This window comes from Microcoleus sp. T2B6, assembly GCF_036700475.1.
Classification (GTDB): Bacteria; Cyanobacteriota; Cyanobacteriia; order Cyanobacteriales; family Microcoleaceae; genus Microcoleus.
Window position 1 is genome coordinate 42,078 of sequence record NZ_JAUBOZ010000034.1, and the last position, 21,937, is coordinate 64,014.

Below are 21,937 nucleotides of genomic sequence, written 5' to 3' on the forward strand. Positions count from 1 at the left end.
TATCTATCGGGCAACCACGGGGGATTGCCCCTACAATAATTATGCAAATGATGCGAGGATTGCTATATAACAACAAAAAAGAGGTCATCGCGACCTCTTACCCCTCTACTAATCCAGCTTCGGCTCTTAAAGTAAACCTGTATTAGCTCCGGGCTTACCGGTAGCCAGTTGCACTTTAATAATTCTGCCGCCCATTTTCATAATTCTTTGCTGTTCCCGGAACCAGTTGTCGTAAGGAACGAGCTTAGTAAAATAGGTATTTTGCAATTCGCGCTGAGTGCGGATGCGGGTTTGACTTGGGACGCAAGCAGTCACCTTAAACATTCTCATGGGAAACTAACTCCTGAGTAGGTTTACAGATTATTAGATGGATTTTTTAAAGATTGAAGGCAGGGAGTTAGGAGTCAAAACTAGCTCGTTAAAACTCGTCGGGCTTTCTCGGCAAGCCTTTGACGGTCTAGCAATCACTCTCAACTTCCCTGACCTCTTTTCAAAGTCAAAGGTAACAAGTCCAAAGTAAAAAGTTAAAAGTTAAAAGAGGCAAGAAATAAATCTTCTTCCTTCTTCCGACTTCCATCGGACTGAAATCTGTTACATCCGTTACATCGGTTACATCCGTTACAGAATCCGTTGCCGAACTTCCTTCTTCCTTCTTCCTTCTTCCTGAGTCTTAGCTCAAGCCAGAGCAGATGTAGTCGAAATAGACGCCCATTTCTTTACCAGCGTCAGAACCGACCAAACCGGCGGTGACTTCTTTCATTGCTTGGATTGCTTGTACGGTAGAACCGATGGGCACGCCCAAGGAGTTGTAGGTTTCTTTCAAACCGTTGAGCACGCGCTCATCGAGGATGGAAGGGTCGCCAGCTAGCATAGCGTAGGTGGCATAGCGCAGGTAGTAGTCCAAGTCGCGGATGCAAGCTGCATAACGACGAGTGGTGTACATATTGCCGCCGGGACGAGTTACATCAGAGTACAACAGAGACTTAGCAACTGCTTCTTTGACGATTGTGGCTGCATTAGCGCTGATGGCGGTAGCGGCGCGGACGCGCAGTTCGCCAGAAGCAAAGTAGTTCTTGAGCTTGTCTAGAGCGCTGATGTCGAGGTACTTACCTTGAACGTCAGAGGAATTGATAACGGCGGTAATTGCGTCTTGCATGGTTGTCTTGTTTCCTAGAAAGTGGCTGAGTCAGTCCAATTTTGGAGCGAGAATTTGGGATTTGGGATTTGGGATTTGAGATTTTTAAGTAGACGCTTATCTGCAAAAGCTTGTAGCTTGTTACCAGTAACGCCCAATTTTTCAATCTAAAATCGAAAACCTAAAATCGAAATTCCTTACTGCATCGCACCGATAACGTAGTCGAAGTAGGAGGAAGCTTCGGAAGCATCTTCTCCAGACAGCAGCGAGCTTGCTGCATTTTTCATAGCGCGAACGCCTTCGGCGACGGCTTCAATCGGGGTGCCGAGAGATTTGTACATTTCGCGGACGCCGACAATACCGATTTCTTCGATCGGAGTAATGTCGCCAGCTACGATTCCGTAGGTAATCAAACGCAGGTAGTAGTCCATGTCGCGCAAGCAAGTTGCGGTCATTTCTTCGCCGTAAGCGTTGCCGCCGGGAGAAACAATATCAGGGCGTTTTTGGAAAAGTTGGTCGCCTGCTTGTTTGACGATGCGTTCGCGGGATTCGCTCAAAATTTGGGCGATGCGGACGCGGCGTTCACCAGAGGTGACGAAGCTTTTGATCCGATCTAATTCACCTGGGCTCAAGTAGCGAGCTTCGGCGTCTGCGTTGACGATTGATTTGGTGACGATACTCATCTTGTGTGTACCCGCTGGATATTTTGCAATTGCGAACTGCTCCGCGCTGAGCTAGCGACGGCGGGCGCTTGCATCCCTTACCTTTCATGCTCAGGCAGGAGCTTTGACTCCGAAGGTCGGACTTTCCACAGCCAGCAACTGTTGAAGTTGTTGGGGGGCGGCTGCCTTCGGTGTTTGACGGCGCTTGTTCTTCACACCGGTGCGCTTGTGAGTGCCCGCACTAAGCCTGTCGCTTACAATACCATAAATGACTGATGCGATCTTTAATTTATGATAAAGATTGCAGCAGGCCACTTAGTGGCGATCGAGTGACTGTCGGACAGTTAGTAAGGATATTGCTCCTCGGACGCAACTACCTCTCGCAAGTATTTTGAGGCATTATGTTCACATTCTGAGTGTTACTGTAATAGTTTGTAACATTCCTTTTCATATTTGGGCCCTCGCTTGGGTCGGAAAAGTTAAAATTTCCCCGTTAAAAAATTGCTAAAATTATCTTGCAGCAATGGTTACAGGCGATATAGGCCTCGCGAGGGAGTTGTGACGGGCGAGGGCGCGAGGTTCAAAGGCTTGGCCCTGAGATGGAGGGAAGCGGGAGATGGGGGGAGACAGCGCGGAGACAGGGGCCAGATGTGCGATCGTCTCACATCTTGCACCATTCTCAATAATTCTCGGACGGGCCGGATCTCTTGCCCAAGGCGTGTCAACTTAAGGTAAAACCGATAGTCCGTCAGGGGTTGAAACCCCTGCCTCAAAGCGAAAGTCCTCTAAAAGAGGACTAATGAATGATTCAGTCCTCTTTTAGAGGACTTTCGCTATTAGACAGGGAATTCATTCCCTGGCGGACTGCCGGGTGAGCGGGAGGACTGGCGGACTAAAAGCTTAAGTTGACACCAATGGCTGCTGCCCAACTTTTACTCCCGGCAAGAACACTCACTCACTCTTTGTGTTTGTGGAACAGGCATCTTGCCTGTTCTCGATCGCGATGCCAGATATAAAATTATCGGAAATCCTAACTTTCGAGCTTGTAGCTAGATTTGACTCTCACTTTTAATCTGGTGCGCCGTGAAAAGAAATCTATCAGCCCTTAAAAAAGCTTTACAGTTTGGGATTAGCGGTGCAGTCGGCGGTTTCGTCGGCAATCTAATCACCGAACCTTTCATGCAGCGAGTCCCTGGTTCGGAATCTTTTTTTGACAGTGCTTTTTTTGACAGTGTATTGTCCACAGCTCGGTGGTTTGGATTAGTAGGCGGTGGCATTGCTACTGCTATCATGTTCGGCTATTATTACTATATCAAAGGCAAGCCTCAAATTAAACAGGCTTTAAAAAATGGCGGATTGTTTGGTTTAATAGCAGGAGCAATTTCTGGGGCGATCGCCGAAGGTATTTACAGCGGAATTGGCGACGGAAACAACGAATTATTGCGAGTAATTTGCTGGGGAATAGCTGGCAGTTTGTTAGGACTGGGACTGGCACAGCGGATTCCTAATTTGGGAGCGCTTCGCGGCATGGGAGGCGGCGGTGTTGGGGGTGTGTTGGGCGGCTGTTTGTTTATTCTGTTTGCTTACAATTTATCCGGTACGGCGGGTCGTTTAGCTGGCTGTGCTGCGATCGGTTTTTGGATTGGCATCATGTTGGTTGTAGCTGAAACTTTGTTCAACAAAGCTTGGCTAGTAATTAGTTACGAGACAGGAGCAAATCGCACTCTGACTCTGGGTTCGGAACCGATCACTTTTGGCAGTGATGAAAATTTGTCTATTATCTGCATTCCTAATGTTTCGCCCTTGGCTATGCGGTTTGAATTGGAAGCAGGTCAAATTGTTTGCGAGAATGTTGATAGCGGGGCCGTGAGTTATTTGCGATCGGGCGACCAAAAGAGAATCGGCAACTGTACAATTACAGTAGGAAACTCTGACTTGCCAGCCCCAACACCGACAAATCTTCCGCCTACCTTTATATCAGATCAGCCCGCAGTAAATTCTTTTACCAGCGGTCAATTTTCCCTGAAATTAGGAAGTCGAGTTATTCCTCTGAGTGCGGGAACTCAACTATTCACCTCTGACCTACCGAGTTTAACAGCCGCAGCATCTAACGGTCTTGTAGCTATAGTGACTTCTCGATCGAGAAACGAGATTTCGTTAGGATTGACCAATTTGTCCGATCGCGCTTGGTGGGCTACAGACATTCAAGGCGATATAAAAATGGTAGAACCTGAAAGTACCCTAACTTTGGCGTTGGGAACTCAAATCGAATTCGGTGAAATTGACGGCGAGATTGTGTAAGTAAGTGAGTACAAACTCATCGAATAAAATCATTTACAATCAGCCTTTCCTGGGCGGGCTCTCCGGCCCAACCCCTACTCCCCACAAGAAAATTTAGTCGGTGTGGAACGGGCATCTTGCCCGTTCTTAACGGGAGCTCCGGCCCAACCCCTACTCCCCACAAGAAAATTTCCTCTTTGTGGAACGGGCATCTTGCCCGTTCTTAACAGGATATCCGGCCCACCGCACAAGAAAATTTCCTCTTTGTGGAACGGGCATCTTGCCCGTTCTTAACAACAATTCAAGCAGAACTGCCACTAACTCCATTAATTACCGCCGCACCAATCAAATGAGCCAAACGCAAAGCTTCAGGAACTTTACCAGTGTCTGTCAAACGCTGGAGCACCCTCGCTATTACTTCGGGTTGTTCGCCGCACACTTGAAAAAAGAAAGGTTCAAAAGCGTGAATTTTACCAGCGCGGCGCAACAATTCTAAACGGTATTCCGAGTCGGGTAAATGGCGGAGGGCTTTTTCAACAGCAGCTAAATCTGGTTGGCGGCGCATGACAGCAACGCAAGGAATTTGTAGCCGCGATGCTAACTCAGGAAGGTCAATAATATTGAAGCCGCCGAAAGCAATTCCGTCTAGCAAAACCAGATGCAATTGCGGCAGAAACTTGCCTCCGACGAGTAGCCCAGAAATAGCATCCGTGGCATCTAATCCGTCTGGGAGGACTTTTCCCCACACCATTCCTTCAAATCGAGTTCCCCCGCAGACTATGCCCGCGATCGACACCAGGCTGCCGCTTGTACGAGAAAACGGAGCGTCGTCAAAGCCAATAACCTTAATTGTGCGATCGAGCCTCAGCAAATCTGCCAGTTTCAACTTGGGGAATTCCGTCAGCTAAAGTTTTTGACATTAATTTGACTTCTAGATATAGTATTATATACCTTAAAGACCTCATTACTAAAAATATTTTAGACAATTGACCAAAAAATACATAGCAGCGATCGACCAAGGAACCACCAGCACCAGATTTATCGTATTCGATCGCCAGGGACAGATAATTTGCAGGGACCAACAAGAACACCAGCAAATCTATCCCCAAGCAGGATGGGTTGAACACAATCCCGATGAAATTTGGCAGCGCACCCAAAGCGTGATTAAAAATGCCCTCGAAATCGGCAATATCGACCCGAAAGATATTGCTGCACTCGGTATTACCAACCAGCGCGAAACTACAATTATTTGGGACAAAAAAACTGGCAAACCTTACGGTAATGCCATTGTTTGGCAAGATACCCGCACTCGCTTTATTTGCGAGCAATTAGCTGAAGTTGAGGGCAAAGATCGATTTCAAAAACGATGCGGTTTGCCGCTGACAACTTATTTCAGCGGGCCGAAAATTAAGTGGATGCTGGACAATATTCCCGGATTGCGGGAAGCTGCAAATCGAGGGGATGCGATTTTTGGCAATGTCGATACTTTTCTGATTTGGCACCTGACTGGCGGCGCGCACATTACCGATGTTACCAACGCCAGCCGCACGATGCTGATGGATTTGCAAACCCTCGATTGGGATGCCGAAACTTTGGAAATAATGGCAATTCCCCGCCAGATGCTGCCAGAAATTCGCCCTTCGAGTCAAGTTTTTGGAACTGCAAAAGGATTGCTTGCAGGTGTTCCGATTGCTGCTGCTTTGGGCGATCAGCAAGCCGCCCTCGTCGGGCAAACTTGTTTCAGTCCGGGGGAGGCGAAAAATACTTACGGTACGGGCTGTTTTATGCTGCTGAATACTGGTGAGGCGATCGTCCCTTCAAAGCAAGGATTACTAACAACAGTCGCCTACAAGATGGGGGAATCGCCCGCTGTGTATGCTTTGGAAGGCAGTATTGCGATCGCCGGAGCTTTAGTGCAGTGGCTGCGGGACAATTTGGGCATCATCAACACATCTGCGGAAGTAGAAACATTAGCAAATACAGTCGAAGATAGTGGCGGAGTTTACGTTGTCCCGGCATTTTCTGGACTCTACGCGCCCTATTGGAAAGACAGCGCGCGGGGAGTAATTGCAGGTTTAACTCGCTACGCGACTAAGGCACACATTGCCCGCGCAGTATTGGAAGCTACAGCGTGGCAAACGCGAGAAGTATTGGATGCGATGAATCAGGATTCGGGTGTGCAGCTTTTGTCTTTAAAAGTAGACGGAGGAATGGTGGGAAATCACACGCTGATGCAGTTTCAGAGCGATGTTTTGGGAGTGCCTGTGGTGCGGCCAGTGGTAGCAGAAACTACTGCACTCGGTGCTGCTTATGCGGCCGGTTTGGCGGTGGGTTTTTGGAGTCAGCTAGCCGAATTGCGGGACAATTGGGCGGTGGATTGTACTTGGGAACCGAAAATGCCGATCGCACTTCGCGAGCAAAAATATCGCTTTTGGAAAAAAGCAGTTTCCCGCACATTCGATTGGGAAGAATAAATCGCTGAGTTAAGTCCAAAATGCGTATTTAGTGATATCATTAAACCCAGCACTATTTTTTACCTGGCAAATAAATGATTTCACTAAATAACTTTAAAAAAATTCTCACCGCCTTTCTATTGATACTGACACTGGCCTTTGTAGAAATCGCCACTAATTCCCAAATCGCCCTCGCAGATACAGCTACAAATCCCACAACCGCAGCCGAAGTATTCAGCACCAACTGTGCAGGCTGTCACATCAACGGCGGCAACATTATCAGGCGCGGCAAAAACTTGAAACAAAAAGCATTAAAAAAATACGGCATGGATTCCATCGCCAACATTTCCAACTTAGTAACCAACGGCAAAGGTATTATGCCAGCTTACAAAGATCGTTTGTCGGAACAACAAATTATCGATGTTTCAGCTTACGTGCTATCTCAAGCTGAAACCGATTGGAAATAGAACCTCGGTAGATTATTTATAGCTCAATACGCTTGGGTTAAAACTGTTTACTCCGAGGAGATCCCCCTAAATCCCCCTTAAAAAGGGGAGTAGGGGTTGACTTTGAGCAACTTCTTGTCCCACCCCCTACCCCCCTTTTTAAGGGGGGCTAGGGGGGATCTGGCTTAACTGAACGGTATTAATTTATAGCTTAGGCAATCTTGCCACAGACATCACATATTTCTTTACCGCAGGTTGAAGCGCGAACAGGGTTTCACTTTCGGCTTGGACTGTTTCAATTAGCGATCGCCTTAAAAGCGATTCCAGGGCCTTCAGCAATTCTGAATCCCGATCTTGCTGAATATCGGAGTACAATTTTTCACACCCAACAGGCTTGACTTCTTTCGCCATGCAGTGTAATAGCTGGATTTCTAATCCTGATAAGCGATTAAACTGCCGAGATAACGTATCGCTATAATCTCCCAGAAACAGCCCGTTTCTTAAAAAGTTAGCAATGCTGTCCCCAAACATATCATGAATAGTTGTCGTTACTATTTTTAACGCTAAAGGATTGCCGCTGTATGCCTCTATCAATTGTGAGTATTCACCTTCTTCAGACAAACCCTTGTTTTTAAGGATTTCCACAGCCGCTTCTCCCAAGCTACCCAATTTCAATGACCGTACAGATTGATTTTGCCCTTCTAACGCCGCAATTTCTTTAGGTTTTTCGCAGCTAGTCAACAGCAAGCAACTTTGATGCTGCGATGTTCCTACTTGTTTCAGAAATTCCCCATACACTTGATATCCTTCTCGATAATTTCCTGTTAACTCCTCAGTGCAGAAAACAGCTTCCCACTCATCTAAGATTATCAAACATCGACGCTTTTGTAAACACTGAATCAGGCGCTGGATACCATCAGCGATGATTGTCGGTTCTATTGCATTTGTGGAAGCGATTAGGTTCTCCAGGGAAAACTCAATCTGCGAGATCGCAGATTGAAAAAAATTTTTATCCTGAGTAATTAACTGCAATTTATCTAAATCGCTTTGCGGTTTATCAGATAAAAATTCGATTAAATTTACCAGAGTATCTGCCAACACAGGTGCATGACGGAGGTTAACCCAAATTAAGCACTCAAACTGGTGTTTAATCAGATTTGTTAGCTTAGATGTTAAAGCAGTTTTGCCAATGCCACCCATACCCAATACAGCAACTAAGCGGCAGTCTTCCTGTAAAATCCATTGTTCTAAGTTAGCAAGTTCTGTTGTGCGCCCGTAGAAAATAGACGTATCCACCGCCAGCCCCCATTCAGTTCGATTTTCGATGGGAGTTTGGGGAGTTTGAGTATAATTTCTCAATGTAGGAAGCAATGTTTCTCCATTACTCTTTTGTTGATAACCACGTATTTCTAGCATACTTGGGATTTCTTTCCAGTCTTTCGGTTGTTGCAGCGTCAAAACTTGAATGTAGCGATACAGCCCTCTCGATAAGTCTACTCTAATACCGGCACATTCGCGGTGGAGTGCGGCGGCGATTTCCACCGGACTATAATTGCAAAGCAATCCTCGCAGGTAAGTTTTTTCTAAAGGAGTGAGTCGCTGCTTTCTACTGCAAGTGTAATCTTGCTTGGCCGCTGTCAAGTCTGCATATAACTGTTCGAGATTCCAGCAAGCCGCAGCCTCTATAAACTTTTGTGCTGGTATTTGTAAAGGTTTATTTTGGTAGGTCATTTATACTCACAAGCAGAAGCACAGTCATAATTATTGATAATTTTACCAGCTTAAGGGTCTAACTTTCTGCCTATTTTTACGGGTGTGTGAGGAAAATTTAGGTACAACCTTTTAAATATTACAATACTTACCAGAAAGAATTAGTTTAAAGCCCCAAGCCCGATCGGGAGAAATTAAAAGCAGACTATTCATTACTCCAATCCTCTTCCAGGTAGAGGTCGCTGTCCCAGGTCAACTGTCAACTGTCAACTGAATAATGAAGCGATCCGACTCCTGGCAACCCCGTTTTTTACCGAATCTATGGGCCCGCTTGAAGTATTTTCTTAAAAAACCCCGTTTCCGAGCCCCCAGGCGTAAGTCCTATATTAAAAAGATAATTTTTAACCTAGTGTACTCACAAAAATACCTAATAAAAATACTAAGAGCTCTTAGGTAACTTATCGGTATTGAGTGTTTTATAAATGTAGAAGACAGGATTTTATAACACCTGCTATCAGAAAAGTTAAGAGGACAGTTTAAATGGCATCAGTTCAAGTGACAAATCAGTTAACTACAACTGACAAGGATATCCCCACTCCTAATCTTGGCGATGGTCCTGCAAGAACTCGCGCTAAAGATTACCTCTTAGAGGTAGAGTTAGTTAATCAGCCTATATCAATTGATCTTTTTAAAGATCTCAGCACTAGCTTCGACCCTTACTTGCAAGTCTTTCAGGTACCCAAAGGCAGCAGGGGTGCGAATGTCACTGATACGGGTCTTCTTATTGCTCAGGTTGATGATGGCGGCAGCGGCGTCAACTCAAAAATACCGAGTTCTGGTGTCCAATTCTTAAATGGTGCTAATTCGCTTACAAGTCTGCCTGGTGTGGACTATGTAGTCCGCGTGACTAGCTTGAATACGTTAACACAACTTCCTCAGCCTTTCACATTACAGGTTGCAACTCCCAGTGGGAGTGTCGCCTTGAAAGACCCCCTAACAGGTGCGAATTTAAATGCAGGAGGCAGTAGTGGTATTCCCGTCGCCCGTTTCTTTGACAAGACGGCAGGAGGGCATTTTTATACTACAGACCGAATAGAGAAAAGTGACCGACTAACCAACCCTTCTCGTTTCCAGAGTGAAGGCGATGAATTTGTTGCTCCAGGCGACGGTAACGCCAAGGTTCAACGCTTCTTAAATACGGCATCAGGAACCTATTTCTTTACGAATAAACCTGGTGAGATAACGTTTGTTCGCACCTTACCCCAGTTCCGCGATCAGGGGGAGGTTTTCAATTCATATAGCACCGCAGTTCCGGGTGCAATACCCGTCTATCGTTTTACCAACCTGGCGAGGGAACGGGAAAATCCGCTAAATATTACACACTTTTTCACAAGAAGCGAAGAGCAGCGGCGGGCGGTACAGGCGAGGTCAGATTTCCGGGATGAGGGGGTTGCTTTTTATGCTCTTCCCGCCTAAGCAGGCAGTTGGATTCATCTAGGTTTAAAATGAGTAGTAGGGTGCCTGCGACGTACCCTACTTTTTTATCTATTAAACTTTTGGGTAACAAGCGATATTTTGGTCATCCTATGAACAATCTCAGTAGAAAACCTTCCCTCTTCAAGGCTTTAACTGTCATTAGCTTGTGTTTGTATCTAATCTTAGCTATCAGCCCGCCCGCTTTCGCCTCGATTCACAAATATCCAGAAACTGCCGAGACAGTAATGTTCCGATCCGTACAAAGCCTGCGTGATACAGACGATAAAGCATGGCAAGTTGTTTTGTACAAGCGAGTCAAGTCGGGAGTAGTAAAGTCTTTAAATCTGAGATTAGTAGGATTTCCCGGAACAGAATTGCAGCATCCTGTTCCGCTGAAAGTTGCGGCGGGCAAGCGGGAAATGGGCAATGCTAATGATATTTGGAACGAGTCGGGTTTGCCAATTAATGTCGGAGAATACGATTTCAAATCAATAATTACACAATTGGAAAGTAATCGACCTTTGCTGTTGAGTTTGCCTGTGAAAAATCTAAAAGAAACAGAATTGCTGGTTCCTCCTTTTGCTGTCAGAGAATGGCGGCTGTTGTTAGAAAGAAACTAAATATATAGCGGTTCTCAAGCATGGTGAGGTATGCCCTATGCCCACGGAGGCCTATGCCCTATGCACGTCGGGTATCTCATGTTACTGAGAAAGGCTATACAAATTTAATCGCACTCTACATTTAAAATCGATACAATTTCCAATGTCACAAATCGTTATGTTTAAATTATGCCTTAAGGTAGATTTAACGTATTTGAAGAATAATGTGGTCGGGCAAAAACTAAATAGATCAATTTAATCGTACTCTACATTTAAAATAGCTAAAGTTTCAGGGATGTATTAAAAATAACTTTATTTACTTAGACCTTAAGGTAGATTTAACCTATTTTAAGGGTAATTATGAAACAAACTCAAAGCTGAGTTAGTCGGGTGACAAAACTTCAGTGTTTTAACGTAGGTGTATTCAGGGTGAAGCTACTATGACTTTAATCAGTAAAATTGTCCGCAAAGCTTTGGCAACAGGTTACTTAACGGTTGAGGCAGAAGAACAGTTGCGACAGCAGTTGCAGATGACCAAGTATGGTTTAGAAGATTTTGACGCTTTTATTAATTTGCAGAAAGAGGTGATGGAAGGTAGGGTGAAACAACAAGCTTTGGAATTGTTACGATCGCGCAAATGTTCTGCGACGGCTTGAATCCAGTTCGATCGCCCTTTTGGATCAATGGGATAAAAAATTTACAGCATCTTCTATTTTTATCCCTAACAGGACTTACCCATTAAGACCGAAGAAACCGGGTTTTTTACCTAATCTCTGGCTGAAAACGAAGAATTTTCGTAAAAACACCCGGTTTCTGACCACCCGTGCGTAAGTCTTACCTAATTAGAACTTTCCAGCGCGATCGAACTTGACAAAAATACCAAAATCGCGAATAATGGTAGATTGTCTGTCTAAATCCGGCTCGGATCAGGTTAAGACATTCCAAAAGCTGGAGAGCAGTCAGCAGTCAAAAGTCCACAACGACCAATGACCAAAGACTCATCAGCTACCTGTACGGCAATCTCAACAACCATCCCATGACTTACGCAATCATTGAAACCGGCGGCAAACAATTTCGGGTAGAACCAGGCCGCTTCTACGACATCGAACTGCTTCACGTTGAAGCTGAATCCAAAGTCACCATAGACAAAGTATTTCTGATCCAGCACGAAGGCGAGGTTCATATCGGCCAGCCTTTACTAGAAAATGCCACTGTAGAAGGAACGGTTCTACGGCATTTCCGGGGCCGCAAAGTCCTCGTCTACAAGATGAAGCCGAAAAAGAAAACTCGGAAGAAAAAAGGGCACCGTCAAGAAACAACTCGCTTTATGATTGACTCCATCAGCGTCAACGGTACAGTCTTGGCCGCCAGAGACTTAACTCAAGCAGTTGTTGAAACTCCCCAAACCGCCGAAACTGATTCAGAATAAAAAATAGTAAATACAGTTGAGGATATTATGGCCCACAAGAAAGGTACAGGCAGTACACGTAACGGACGCGACTCTAATTCTCAGCGTCTGGGTGTCAAAAAGTACGGCGGTCAAGTTGTCAAAGCTGGCAACATTTTGATCCGTCAACGCGGCACTAAAGTTCACCCTGGTAATAATGTTGGTATCGGCAGAGATGATACTCTGTTTGCCATGATTGACGGTGTGGTGACTTTTGAGAGAAAAGGCAAAACTCGCAAGAAAGTCAGCATTTATCCTGTTGTAGCAGCACCTGTGGCTGAGCCCGTGGCTGAAGCTGTCGCAGTTTAATTCCTCGTTCCTAGGCTATGCCTGGGAACGCATATCTAGAGGCTATGCCTCCTGATTTTCTATCTCAATATACCCAGATACCCGACTTCTTTAAGAAGTCGGGTATCTAAGGTTTGGTAGACAAGTTTTGTGAGAAATAACCGATGATAAACAGCCTTGAACTCAAGAACTTTGGACCTATCCATCAGTTCAAGTGCGAGAACTTAGGTCACATTAATTTGATTATCGGCGGCAATGGAACAGGTAAAACCATTCTGCTCAAAGCGCTTTACAGTGCTATGCGAACCCTAGAAGAGTATAAACGGGGCAACGAACCACGCAATGCTTCCGAAATACTCGCAGACAAACTGTATTGGACTTTTGAGATAGAGAAAATCGGCGACCTTGTGAGCAAAGGAGCAGATGAACCACTATCTTTCAAGCTCAATTGTGATGGTCAAGATTTTTATTATAGATTTGGTAAAGACACCACGAAAAATATCCAAACTCTAGAAAATCATGTTCCACCTCGAAGTAGTAATTCTATTTTTTTACCTACAAAAGAAGTTCTCTCCCTGCATCATATCATTCTACAATCCCGCGAACAGAGCAAGACCTTCGGTTTCGATGATACCTATCTCGATTTAGCACGAGCACTGCGCCAACATCCTACAGGTGGCCGAAATTACCAGCAGTTTGCTATGTCCAGAAAGAACCTAAGCGAGATTCTAGAGGGAAAGGTTGAGTATGATGAAAATTTGGGGCGTTGGCAGTTCAAGAAGGGGAATCAAAAGTTCCCTATTGGCGTAACGGCAGAAGGTATTAAGAAGATTTCCATTCTTGACACCTTACTAGGGAACCGTTATCTTGACCAAAAATCGGTAATCTTCATCGATGAGCCAGAATCAGCACTACATCCAGCCACAATTTCAAAGTTTCTCGATATTATTGCCATGTTAGCTGAGTGTGGAATCCAGTTTATCATGGCGAGTCACTCCTATTTTGTCATCAAAAAACTGTTTCTCATTGCACAGAAAAAGGATAGACTCTCAATTCCAATAATTTCTGTGAAAGATAATCGTTGGGAGCTCGCAAATCTCAGGGAAGGGTTGCCAGACAACCCAATTATCGACGAATCAATCCATCTCTACAAAGAAGAGGTGGAGCTGGCATTGCAATGACGACTGAGCCAATTATTGAGTCTGGGATGACATTCGGCCCTTACCCAGAAGGAGATTGCTTCTACATTGAGAAAAGCGAAACTTATCAAAAAATCAACGAAGGCGTGAAGATAGCGGAGTTCTTACTGCTCCATTCCCAAGATGACTCTATAGTATGGATTGTGGAGGCAAAGCAGAGTTCCCCACGTCCTGAAACTCAGCCGAATTTCGATGAATTTCTCCTCGAAATTCAAGAGAAGTTGACCAACGCGCTCACTTTAAGTGTGGCAACTTGCCTAAAGCGCCATTCTACCTATGAAGAATTGCCTAACTCCTTTCAAACCCTTGATCTGAAAAAAGCCAGTTTTCGCTTAATACTGGTGATCAAGGGACATCAAGAGGCATGGCTACCACCGCTACAGGATGCGCTCAAAAAAGCACTCAACCCTACAATCAAAACTTGGAATTTATCTGCGACTTCTGTGGTGGTGCTGAATGACACAATGGCTAGATTACAAGGATTGATTAGCTAATTTGTGGCTAGCCTCCTCCGACAATTGTGACAACTTCTAAGATGTCACCTTCTTGCATCTGTGTAGCTTCCCAAAATTGTTTGTGCAGAATTTCGCCGTTGTACTCCACAGCCACCAAGCGCGGGTTTAATCCCAATTCTTCTAGTAATTTTGGTAACGGTGTGTCGATCGCACAATTGCGGGTTTCTCCGTTAACTTGCAGCGCAATTTGATTTATCATAAGTAAAATATCAGTTTTCAGGGCGGGTTTGGTAACAAAATTATATTTTATGCACAGATTTCCTGTGCTCAACCCGCCCTACAAATCTCCAATCAACCTAGCTTTTTCCGTGCAAAGCTTTTTGAGCTTTTAGATTCTGCATCCGAATCAACTGCGAGATGAAAAACTGCGTGACTAAAGTAGGCTGTTCTGCTTCCATAATCGCGCGTACTATGGCAACCCTTTGAGCTCCCGCATTCAATACTTCATCGAGGTTGTTGATATCAATTCCGCCGATCGCAAACCAGGGAATCGGTGACTTAGTAGCAGCATACCGCACATAGTCCAAACCTGCCGCCTGTTTATCAGGTTTAGTAGGAGTGGAGTAAACAGGCCCAACTCCAATATAGTCGGCTCCCGCATCAACCGCTCGCTGCATTTCCTCGCCATTGGTAGTCGAACAACCGATGATGCGTCCCGGGCCGAGCAACTTGCGCGCTTCTGCCACAGGCAAATCTCCCTGTCCTAAGTGTACGCCGTCGGCATCCGCTGCGATCGCAAAATCCACGCGATCGTTCACAATCAGCAAAGCATCATAGCGGTGACAAAGTTCGCAAAGCTTACGCGCGTTGGCCAGCTTTGCGCCGTCGTCTGAGGTTTTGTCGCGGTACTGCACCAAAGTCAGTCCCCCTTGCAAAGCAGCTTCCACGACTCCCAACAAGTTGTCTCTCGGCGAAGTTACGAGGTATAACTGCGATCGAAGTAACTGCTGGTAGCGCCGGTAAGCCAGCAAATCGCTTTCGAGAGTATAAACCCGATAGCGCATCTGCTTAAAAGCCGCGCCCATATTCCGATCGTAAATTTTGCCATACTCTTCGAGTACCCGCAGAGCTTCTTCCACCCGACAGAAATTCGCCTCCAGTAGCTGCTGAATGCTCGAACGCTGCTCTTCCTGCGGGTGAGTCAACTCCGTACCCGGATCAGCCGGCGTATCCCTAGCACTGCGAAGTTCTGCGACGTGCCAAGCAGCCAATTCTTGACGCAGTTCCTTGCACTCGCCAGCTAAATCGGCGCTGTTGAGACCAAACCTGCACCATTCTTCAATAATTCTCAACCCTTCGCGCGATCGATCTAAATTTGCATCTAAAATCCGGCAGAGGGCTGGCTGTGCCGGTAAAGTTCTGTTTTGTTTGTCGGTCATTCACAACCACCCTAATTATAATTAATCCTACCAGTCAAACCGCTACATTGTCCCACGCTGTCAAGATTGTGGCAAAGCAGGCGGCTTAATTTTGCCATAAACCAATGTAAATTCGACAATAATTTTTTAAGTTTTTGATGAAAACAAAGCATAATAGATCAAACTTGATGAGAGTGGAATCGTTAAACTGCATACCACACTTCGGAGGAGAGCCGTGAGGTTAGCAGAACAACACAAAAGATTAACAGAAGAAAACCCCAGCAGGCGGGTGAAATCAAAGTTCGATCGCGAAAACCCGACACCGAATTCGGGAAGCGGAACTCGGATCGCAAATCAGTGGGGTTTATTTATGCTCCTAAATTCTCAATATAGCGAGTGCAAAGAAAAGCGATCGCAAAAATCTTGTTTGAGTTCTTGCCTTCTGCTCGTTTTTGCGATGACCGCTTTTTGCACCCCTCCACCCTCAGTTATCGCTGCCGGGATACCGGGAGTGCAGCTACTTTCTCAGACGCTGCAGAGCGAGATCAACATACTGTACGTCAGCTCGATCGGCGGCAGCGACACAGGAGGCAACGGCAGCGATCGAGCTCCGTTTAAAACCCTTACCTACGCCTTAAGCGTCGCCCCGCCCAAGACAGCGATTTTGCTAGCGCCCGGTACTTACAGCGAGCAAACCGGCGAAAAATTTCCATTAATGCTCAGGCCCAGCGTGACAGTTCAGGGAAATCCCCACACTCGCGGTCAGAATATTGTCATCAAAGGCGGAGGATATTTTATCAGTCCGACTTCGGCGGGTCAAAATATTGCGATTTTAGGCGCAGATGGGGCGGGACTCAGCGGGGTGACTGTGACGAATACCAACTATCGGGGTTACGCTTTGTGGATCGAATCGAGTTCTCCGACAGTTGTTAACAATACTTTTTCTGGCAGCACTCACGACGGAATTTCGGTAGTGGGTACTTCCAGGCCGACGATTGGCGGGAATGTTTTCTCGAAAAATGGAGCTAACGGCATTACTATTTTTGGCACTTCCCAGCCGGAAGTTCGAGATAATGTGTTTGAAAACACGGGATTTGGGGTGAATGTAGCGCAGAACGCTTCGCCTCTGCTAATCGGTAACAAAATTACTCGCAATAAGGATGGCGTGGTGGTGCAAGCTAATGCTAGGCCGGTGCTGCGTAACAATTATATCGAGAGTAACCGCCGGGACGGAATTGTGGCGATATCGAGAGCTCTGCCGGATTTGGGAACTGCGGCCGAACCGGGGGGCAATGTCATTCGCAACAACGGTCAGTATGATGTGAACAATGCGGCAAAAGGTCAAGTAATCCCAGCTTACGGCAATCAATTGTTGAGCAGCCGGACGACGGGATCGGTTGATGTGGCGGGAACTTTTACCCCTGGGCCAATGGGGGGAAGTGCTTTGCAGCGTATAGCCGATCGACCTCCCAACATCGGTGGCCCCGACACTTCTCTCCCTGCTTACACCCCCGGACGGCTAAGCCCCAGAGTTGAAAGAGCGCCACTTCCCCCGCCTGCGCCCGTTTCAAGGCTGCCGGTGCAAAATCTATCGGCACCGCCAAGCGCTCAGTTGCAGCAAGAGCTTTCTGGGAGGAATGTCGGTGCTTCATCGGTAGTCCCAGGGACGATCGCAATTCCTGTGCCCGATCCGAATTATCGATCGGTTTCGGAAAGTTCGGTACAGCAACCAATGATTCCTCCCAATTTTGATAGTTCGAGTTCGGTTGCTTCCGAGGGTAGATTACCGGTTCCTGGCCGCAACATTCCTATCGGAAGGGGCGGTTATGTACCTGCACCTTTAGGGGGGAATTCTTTGCCCGATGCCGGGGATAATTCGCCGTCGTTCGATCTACCATCGGCTTTGGGTTTGCGCTATCGAGTTGTGGTGGATACCAACAGTTGGGGCGATCGACAAAAAATGCAATCCCTCGTTCCCGGTGCTTTTCGCAGTTTTGCCAGCGGGCGACCCGTGATGCAAGCCGGTGCTTTTCGGGAACGCGAAAAAGCTGAGGAATTGGTACAAATGCTCAGCGCTAACGGTTTGAATGCTCGAATTGAAGAAATTAAATGAAATGGTCATTAGTCAGTAGTCAGTAGTCATTAGTCAGTAGTCATTAGACCTCTTTCAAAAATAACTAGGACGGGCAAGATGCCCGTTCCAAAATTTTATTAAAAGGACTTTTGCAAGAGGTCTATTAGTTTGTCAACTGTCAACTGTCAACTATCAACTGTCAACTGTCAACTGTCAACGATCAAAACTTTTAGGGCCTAGCATATCGGATGCCAGACCCTAAAAAGTTTGTAAATTAAGTTGATTCAAGTGGGTTTTTAGCTCTGCTGAGTTTCAGCAAACTACAACTAAGGTGGACTTTTTGGCAACTACTCTGGAGACGAGCTAGCTATCAGCGGAGTCTATTCAGACTTCTGTGTTTGACTGTTGTGCGATCGCAAATTTTGATTAATCCAATAGCCTCAAGCTATCTAACCAATACGAATCGCAATGTCAACCTTTATTTACTAATAAGCTACAGGGTTCAGGCGTTGCCTGCGAACTAGAGCCGATCGGGACAAATACTCTAATTTCAAATTTTTTATCCAAGTTTTTGGTGCTTCTTGGTTTTGCCCCTCATGTTTTTAAGTTAACACCAACTGCGCGCCTAAAAACACTTTCTTTACCAAACTTGACACTTTTTGACGTGCAGAAATACTTCCAAAAGCGATTATTAACAATTTGTACGATCGCGCGATACCGCAACGTGCATAGCCGGCACTATTTGCTTGGTGTCAACGCAGCAGAGCTTCCCAAGTTGCGCGGCCGACAATGCCGTCTGCTGGCAGTTGATATTGTCGCTGAGCCGCCTTGACAGCAGCTTGAGTTTCCGGGCCAAACACGCCGTCAGCACTCACGCGCAAAAATCCCTTGGCCCGCAGCCGTTCTTGCAAATCTCTGACTGCCGGCCCGCGCATTCGTCTTCTTAAAACGGGAAAATTGGTGGGCTGCGCTTCGGGGCTAATCTCTGAGTTGTCGGCAGTTGCAGGATCGTTGGCGATCGGGTTTTCGATCGCACTCGGAGTCGCAGGAAACAGCCGGTTCCAAGTATTTTGACCGACTATGGCGTCGGGAGGCAGACCTGCTGCTTCCTGGAACTGAGAGACAGCTCTAGCGGTGCTTTGTGAGAAAATCCCGTCTACAGTGCCAGTATAAAAGCCCAACAATTGAAGAGCAGCTTGGAGTTCGATCACTTCCGAGCCGCGGCTGCCCAATTTGAGCGTGGGGCGGACGATCGCACCTGTTTGAGCGATCGGGCTGTTGCTGTTACTCTGTTCGGAGGTAGGTAGCTGTGCGACAGCAGGAGTAGGGGCGATCGAGCTCATTGCCAATAAACCGCACAAACTCCAGCCGAAGAGCAAACTTGGAACCTCGCGGGCTTCATTCCAGCTTGCTGTCAAGTTTTGGAACATTGGGAATTCGACCTCTGCAAAACTGGTAGCGATCGTACATCAAATCTGGAAAAAATTTACGCATCCGCCCGCGCAGGGCATGGGGCATGGGGCATGGGGCATGGGGCATTGGGCATTGGGCATTTCTGATTCCCGGCCCTTCCCTTTCCTAAAAATAATTTATCCCCTGAAATAGCTGCAATTGGCAAAAAAACTGCTAGATTGCCCTACAGAAAACATTGAACCGCGTTCATTGGGCCCCAGCAACACCATGTCCGAATCCAGAACCCTCAGCCAAATAGACATCGGCAACGTCAACATCGGGAACTTCCAAGTTGGCAGCATCAGCGGCACCAAATACAACGACCTCAACGCCAACGGCCGCCCTGATCCTGGAGAATTCCCCATTCCCAACTGGCAAATCTACCTCGACCTCAACAACAACGGCCAGCCTGAGTTTAACGAACCTTCCACCCTCACAAACCCGCAAGGCAACTACATCTTCGCCAACCTGCCGCCGGGAACTTACCAAGTTAGGGAAGTCCAGCAGCCGAACTTTCGCCAAACTACCCCAAATCCCGCACCCATCACGATTACCAGCGGCACAAATGCTGGCAATATCAATTTTGGCAACAACTTTAACGCAGGGACGATCGCAGGGACAAAATTCAACGACATCAACAACAACAGCAGCCGAGATCCTGGGGAACAAGGGCTAGCTAACTGGCAAATTTACCTCGACCTCAACCGCAACAACAGGCTCGACGGTGGCGAACCGGTTACTTTGACAAACGCTCAGGGCAATTACGCTTTTGTCAATATTCCCGCAGGTACATATTTGGTCAGAGAAGTCCAGCAACCGGGTTTTCGCCAAACCACGCCTGACCCCGGCCCGGTTAACGTTACTTCCAACGCGACTGTCAACAACATCAATTTTGGCAATGTCTTTTTTGTCGGCAGCATCAGCGGTCTCAAATACAACGACCTCAATGCCAACAGCGTCAGAGATGCGACAGACCCGCCTCTGGCTAACTGGCCAATTTACATCGACCTCAACGGCAACGGCAGCTTTGAGCCCGGCGAACCCAACACCATCACAAACCCCCAAGGCAACTACACTTTTGCCAATGTTTCTCCCGGCCGGTATTTGGTGAGGGAAGTCCAGCAACCGGGATGGGTACAGACTACGCCAAATCCAGGCCCGATCGACATAACTGGCAATACCAATGTTGTCGGCGTCAATTTCGGCAACAATTTTCCTACCGGCAGCATCAGCGGCTTCAAGTTCAACGACCTCAACGGTAACGGTATCAACGAACCGACGGAACCGAGAGTTGCCAACTGGCCGATTTACCTTGATTTCAACAACAACGGCGGCCGAGACCCCAACGAACCTTCGACTTTAACAAACCCCCAAGGTAATTTCTCTTTTATCAATTTGCCTCCAGGGACTTATGTGGTGAGGGAAGTCCCGCAGCCCGGTTTTCGACAAACCACGCCAAATCCGACTCCGATCGCCGTGGGCAACGGCACAAATGCCACTAATCTCAGCTTTGGTAACGTGTTGGTGACTGGCACGATCAGCGGTGTGAAATTTAACGATTTTAACGCTAACGGCCGCCTAGATCCGGGCGAACCGCCGATCGCCAACACTCAGATTTACATCGACCTCAACAACAACAGCAGTTTAGATCCGGGCGAAGCGAGTACCTTAAGCGACGTTCAGGGCAATTACAGTTTCCGTAACGTTCCTGTAGGTAGTTATGTTGTCCGCGAAGTTCCGCCGCCCGGTTTCATTCCAACGACTCCACCTGCGGTGGTTGTTGTCTCGGCAGATATTCGGGCTAGCAACATCGATTTGGTGACGGGAGAGGCTGACGGTAGGTCGGCTAAATCCTTGGGCGACCCGCTGACGGATGCCAGTAACTATGCGGGCGAACCGGCGGGCAATATGGGGGCCGATAGCTTGCTTTTGAGCCAGTGTCGTGATAGTGATCAAATTAGTAAATTTTTGAGTGATGGATTTTTTGCAAATTTAGGCAATACTCCTAACTTTGGGCAACAGAATGTCGGTCTGGAGCCTAATGGACAAATTGGTAATTTTGTCAATACCAATGAATTAAATAATCCGGCGATCGCTCACTCGTTGGTGCCGATGGCCGCAAGTGATTTCTCGGTTATGTAGGGTGACACAAAACTCGATCGCCCGGAATCCCAAACCGCAGATAAAAATAACGAAGAGGTGAAAGGGCGATCGCGTGATACCCTATTGTTGGCAACATCCAACACTCAAGCCTAAGTTCCGGCAACTCCGAAGCTGGCTTGTATATTGGTTGCAAGATTCAGAGGCAGTAGCATCTCTGTGAGTGAGAAACTATCAGGTAATTCCCCCAAACCCGCAGGGCTGTTTCATTCGACCTAGGGGCCGTGCTACCCCTACAAAATTCATGTTTTTGGTGAGAATGAAACAGCCCTGCCCAAACCCGATCGGCGTATTTCCAGGCAAAGCAAGTCATATCAAGTCCGGTAGCTCGATCGATGCTGGGATATCTGTCATTGGCAATCCCAGAGGAGGCGATCGTCTAGGACAGCGAACCAGGACGAACAAGAACAATGCAGCCGGACTTGATATCAGGGGGGAGAAGTCAGTCTTAGGCTTTTTAAAGCTCGAAACAGCAAGTATGTACGGACAGAGAAGGTGTGCAAATCCTGAAGATGTTGCCCTCAAATTGCCAGGGTTCTTCAAAACCTGATATACTTGCCAGCGACTAAGCTTGAGGCATTGTTGTGTGAGATGGGAACATTACCTCAAGTACAGACGTATGTAAAATCGAGTAGCGGTTGTCAGCTATTAGTAAAAACTACTCAGCAAGTTACAACCCATAC

Annotated in this window: 21 protein-coding genes; 13 read left to right on the forward strand and 8 right to left on the reverse strand. The window is 46.8% G+C overall.

Going from position 1 to position 21,937, the window contains the following annotated elements:
- Nucleotides 1-126 precede the first annotated feature (126 nt).
- The 3 genes from QUA00_RS16705 to apcA all read right to left on the reverse strand — a co-directional run bounded on the left by QUA00_RS16705 (nucleotide 127) and on the right by apcA (nucleotide 1,818).
- A complete protein-coding gene (locus QUA00_RS16705) occupies nucleotides 127-330 on the reverse strand; it encodes a phycobilisome linker polypeptide (RefSeq protein ID WP_006634929.1) in 204 nt (67 codons plus the stop codon).
- 340 nt (nucleotides 331-670) lie between these two features.
- On the reverse strand, nucleotides 671-1,156 hold the full coding sequence (gene apcB / locus QUA00_RS16710; protein WP_006634930.1) for an allophycocyanin subunit beta: 486 nt from the start codon (nucleotides 1,154-1,156) through the stop codon (nucleotides 671-673).
- Nucleotides 1,157-1,332: 176 nt separating this feature from the next.
- Nucleotides 1,333-1,818: an allophycocyanin subunit alpha gene (apcA, locus tag QUA00_RS16715; protein ID WP_333036136.1), complete on the reverse strand. Its 486-nt coding sequence runs from the start codon at nucleotides 1,816-1,818 to the stop codon at nucleotides 1,333-1,335.
- A 1,062-nt stretch (nucleotides 1,819-2,880) separates the two neighbouring features.
- On the opposite strand from apcA, the gene QUA00_RS16720 reads away from it, so the two are divergent.
- Entirely contained in the window at nucleotides 2,881-4,098 is a 1,218-nt protein-coding gene (locus QUA00_RS16720) for a hypothetical protein (protein WP_333410273.1), read from the forward strand.
- A gap of 280 nt (nucleotides 4,099-4,378) precedes the next feature.
- Here the strand turns inward: QUA00_RS16720 and QUA00_RS16725 are convergent, their stop codons facing one another.
- Nucleotides 4,379-4,963: an endonuclease dU gene (locus QUA00_RS16725; RefSeq protein WP_333410274.1), complete on the reverse strand. Its 585-nt coding sequence runs from the start codon at nucleotides 4,961-4,963 to the stop codon at nucleotides 4,379-4,381.
- 100 nt (nucleotides 4,964-5,063) lie between these two features.
- On the opposite strand from QUA00_RS16725, the gene glpK reads away from it, so the two are divergent.
- Together glpK and QUA00_RS16735 are read left to right on the forward strand one after the other, a co-directional pair.
- Nucleotides 5,064-6,551 carry a glycerol kinase GlpK gene (gene glpK / locus QUA00_RS16730; protein ID WP_333410276.1) on the forward strand — a complete coding sequence of 496 codons (1,488 nt, stop codon included), beginning with the start codon at nucleotides 5,064-5,066 and terminating at the stop codon, nucleotides 6,549-6,551.
- A 74-nt stretch (nucleotides 6,552-6,625) separates the two neighbouring features.
- Nucleotides 6,626-6,997: a c-type cytochrome gene (locus QUA00_RS16735; RefSeq protein WP_333145175.1), complete on the forward strand. Its 372-nt coding sequence runs from the start codon at nucleotides 6,626-6,628 to the stop codon at nucleotides 6,995-6,997.
- Between the two features lie 183 nt (nucleotides 6,998-7,180).
- Here QUA00_RS16735 and QUA00_RS16740 read toward each other — a convergent pair whose 3' ends face one another.
- Nucleotides 7,181-8,707, reverse strand: a complete 1,527-nt coding sequence (locus tag QUA00_RS16740; protein WP_333410277.1) for an NB-ARC domain-containing protein — start codon at nucleotides 8,705-8,707, stop codon at nucleotides 7,181-7,183.
- A 519-nt stretch (nucleotides 8,708-9,226) separates the two neighbouring features.
- Here QUA00_RS16740 and QUA00_RS16745 point away from each other — a divergent pair.
- The 7 genes from QUA00_RS16745 to QUA00_RS16775 all read left to right on the forward strand — a co-directional run bounded on the left by QUA00_RS16745 (nucleotide 9,227) and on the right by QUA00_RS16775 (nucleotide 14,189).
- The gene (locus QUA00_RS16745; RefSeq protein ID WP_333309297.1) at nucleotides 9,227-10,162 is read left to right on the forward strand and encodes a hypothetical protein; all 936 of its coding nucleotides are present in this window, start codon (nucleotides 9,227-9,229) and stop codon (nucleotides 10,160-10,162) included.
- Nucleotides 10,163-10,272: 110 nt separating this feature from the next.
- Complete coding sequence (locus QUA00_RS16750) at nucleotides 10,273-10,782, forward strand: DUF3122 domain-containing protein (RefSeq protein WP_333410279.1); 510 nt, start codon at nucleotides 10,273-10,275, stop codon at nucleotides 10,780-10,782.
- A 419-nt stretch (nucleotides 10,783-11,201) separates the two neighbouring features.
- Nucleotides 11,202-11,417 (forward strand): hypothetical protein, encoded by a 216-nt coding sequence (locus QUA00_RS16755; protein WP_333145179.1) that lies wholly within the window; start codon nucleotides 11,202-11,204, stop codon nucleotides 11,415-11,417.
- Nucleotides 11,418-11,797: 380 nt separating this feature from the next.
- Nucleotides 11,798-12,190, forward strand: a complete 393-nt coding sequence (rplU, locus tag QUA00_RS16760; RefSeq protein ID WP_333036112.1) for a 50S ribosomal protein L21 — start codon at nucleotides 11,798-11,800, stop codon at nucleotides 12,188-12,190.
- Nucleotides 12,191-12,217: 27 nt separating this feature from the next.
- On the forward strand, nucleotides 12,218-12,517 hold the full coding sequence (gene rpmA / locus QUA00_RS16765; RefSeq protein ID WP_190738131.1) for a 50S ribosomal protein L27: 300 nt from the start codon (nucleotides 12,218-12,220) through the stop codon (nucleotides 12,515-12,517).
- Between the two features lie 143 nt (nucleotides 12,518-12,660).
- Entirely contained in the window at nucleotides 12,661-13,677 is a 1,017-nt protein-coding gene (locus QUA00_RS16770; protein WP_333410281.1) for an AAA family ATPase, read from the forward strand.
- On the forward strand, nucleotides 13,674-14,189 hold the full coding sequence (locus QUA00_RS16775; protein ID WP_333410282.1) for a hypothetical protein: 516 nt from the start codon (nucleotides 13,674-13,676) through the stop codon (nucleotides 14,187-14,189). Before QUA00_RS16770 ends, QUA00_RS16775 begins: the two co-directional genes overlap by 4 nt.
- A gap of 7 nt (nucleotides 14,190-14,196) precedes the next feature.
- Here the strand turns inward: QUA00_RS16775 and thiS are convergent, their stop codons facing one another.
- Complete coding sequence (gene thiS / locus QUA00_RS16780; protein ID WP_333410283.1) at nucleotides 14,197-14,409, reverse strand: sulfur carrier protein ThiS; 213 nt, start codon at nucleotides 14,407-14,409, stop codon at nucleotides 14,197-14,199.
- 97 nt (nucleotides 14,410-14,506) lie between these two features.
- Nucleotides 14,507-15,589 (reverse strand): thiamine phosphate synthase, encoded by a 1,083-nt coding sequence (locus tag QUA00_RS16785; RefSeq protein WP_333410285.1) that lies wholly within the window; start codon nucleotides 15,587-15,589, stop codon nucleotides 14,507-14,509.
- 214 nt (nucleotides 15,590-15,803) lie between these two features.
- Between QUA00_RS16785 and QUA00_RS16790 the strand changes: the two genes are divergently transcribed.
- Entirely contained in the window at nucleotides 15,804-17,681 is a 1,878-nt protein-coding gene (locus tag QUA00_RS16790) for a DUF1565 domain-containing protein (RefSeq protein WP_333410286.1), read from the forward strand.
- A 713-nt stretch (nucleotides 17,682-18,394) separates the two neighbouring features.
- On the opposite strand, the gene QUA00_RS16795 is transcribed toward QUA00_RS16790, so the two are convergent.
- Nucleotides 18,395-19,072 (reverse strand): peptidoglycan-binding protein, encoded by a 678-nt coding sequence (locus tag QUA00_RS16795; RefSeq protein ID WP_333410287.1) that lies wholly within the window; start codon nucleotides 19,070-19,072, stop codon nucleotides 18,395-18,397.
- Between the two features lie 250 nt (nucleotides 19,073-19,322).
- Between QUA00_RS16795 and QUA00_RS16800 the strand changes: the two genes are divergently transcribed.
- Nucleotides 19,323-21,236: an SdrD B-like domain-containing protein gene (locus QUA00_RS16800; RefSeq protein ID WP_333410289.1), complete on the forward strand. Its 1,914-nt coding sequence runs from the start codon at nucleotides 19,323-19,325 to the stop codon at nucleotides 21,234-21,236.
- A 277-nt stretch (nucleotides 21,237-21,513) separates the two neighbouring features.
- Nucleotides 21,514-21,804 (forward strand): hypothetical protein, encoded by a 291-nt coding sequence (locus QUA00_RS16805; RefSeq protein ID WP_333410291.1) that lies wholly within the window; start codon nucleotides 21,514-21,516, stop codon nucleotides 21,802-21,804.
- Nucleotides 21,805-21,937: the final 133 nt, after the last annotated feature.

Coding starts and splice junctions, on each gene's coding strand:
- QUA00_RS16795 (WP_333410287.1), bottom strand. CDS start 19,072: ATGTTCCAAAACTTGACAGCAAGCTGGAATGAAGCCCGCGAGGTTCCA.
- apcA (WP_333036136.1), bottom strand. CDS start 1,818: ATGAGTATCGTCACCAAATCAATCGTCAACGCAGACGCCGAAGCTCGC.
- QUA00_RS16800 (WP_333410289.1), top strand. CDS start 19,323: ATGTCCGAATCCAGAACCCTCAGCCAAATAGACATCGGCAACGTCAAC.
- QUA00_RS16770 (WP_333410281.1), top strand. CDS start 12,661: ATGATAAACAGCCTTGAACTCAAGAACTTTGGACCTATCCATCAGTTC.
- rplU (WP_333036112.1), top strand. CDS start 11,798: ATGACTTACGCAATCATTGAAACCGGCGGCAAACAATTTCGGGTAGAA.
- QUA00_RS16750 (WP_333410279.1), top strand. CDS start 10,273: ATGAACAATCTCAGTAGAAAACCTTCCCTCTTCAAGGCTTTAACTGTC.
- QUA00_RS16785 (WP_333410285.1), bottom strand. CDS start 15,589: ATGACCGACAAACAAAACAGAACTTTACCGGCACAGCCAGCCCTCTGC.
- QUA00_RS16705 (WP_006634929.1), bottom strand. CDS start 330: ATGAGAATGTTTAAGGTGACTGCTTGCGTCCCAAGTCAAACCCGCATC.
- QUA00_RS16805 (WP_333410291.1), top strand. CDS start 21,514: ATGAAACAGCCCTGCCCAAACCCGATCGGCGTATTTCCAGGCAAAGCA.
- thiS (WP_333410283.1), bottom strand. CDS start 14,409: ATGATAAATCAAATTGCGCTGCAAGTTAACGGAGAAACCCGCAATTGT.
- QUA00_RS16775 (WP_333410282.1), top strand. CDS start 13,674: ATGACGACTGAGCCAATTATTGAGTCTGGGATGACATTCGGCCCTTAC.
- rpmA (WP_190738131.1), top strand. CDS start 12,218: ATGGCCCACAAGAAAGGTACAGGCAGTACACGTAACGGACGCGACTCT.
- apcB (WP_006634930.1), bottom strand. CDS start 1,156: ATGCAAGACGCAATTACCGCCGTTATCAATTCCTCTGACGTTCAAGGT.
- QUA00_RS16735 (WP_333145175.1), top strand. CDS start 6,626: ATGATTTCACTAAATAACTTTAAAAAAATTCTCACCGCCTTTCTATTG.
- QUA00_RS16740 (WP_333410277.1), bottom strand. CDS start 8,707: ATGACCTACCAAAATAAACCTTTACAAATACCAGCACAAAAGTTTATA.
- QUA00_RS16755 (WP_333145179.1), top strand. CDS start 11,202: ATGACTTTAATCAGTAAAATTGTCCGCAAAGCTTTGGCAACAGGTTAC.
- QUA00_RS16745 (WP_333309297.1), top strand. CDS start 9,227: ATGGCATCAGTTCAAGTGACAAATCAGTTAACTACAACTGACAAGGAT.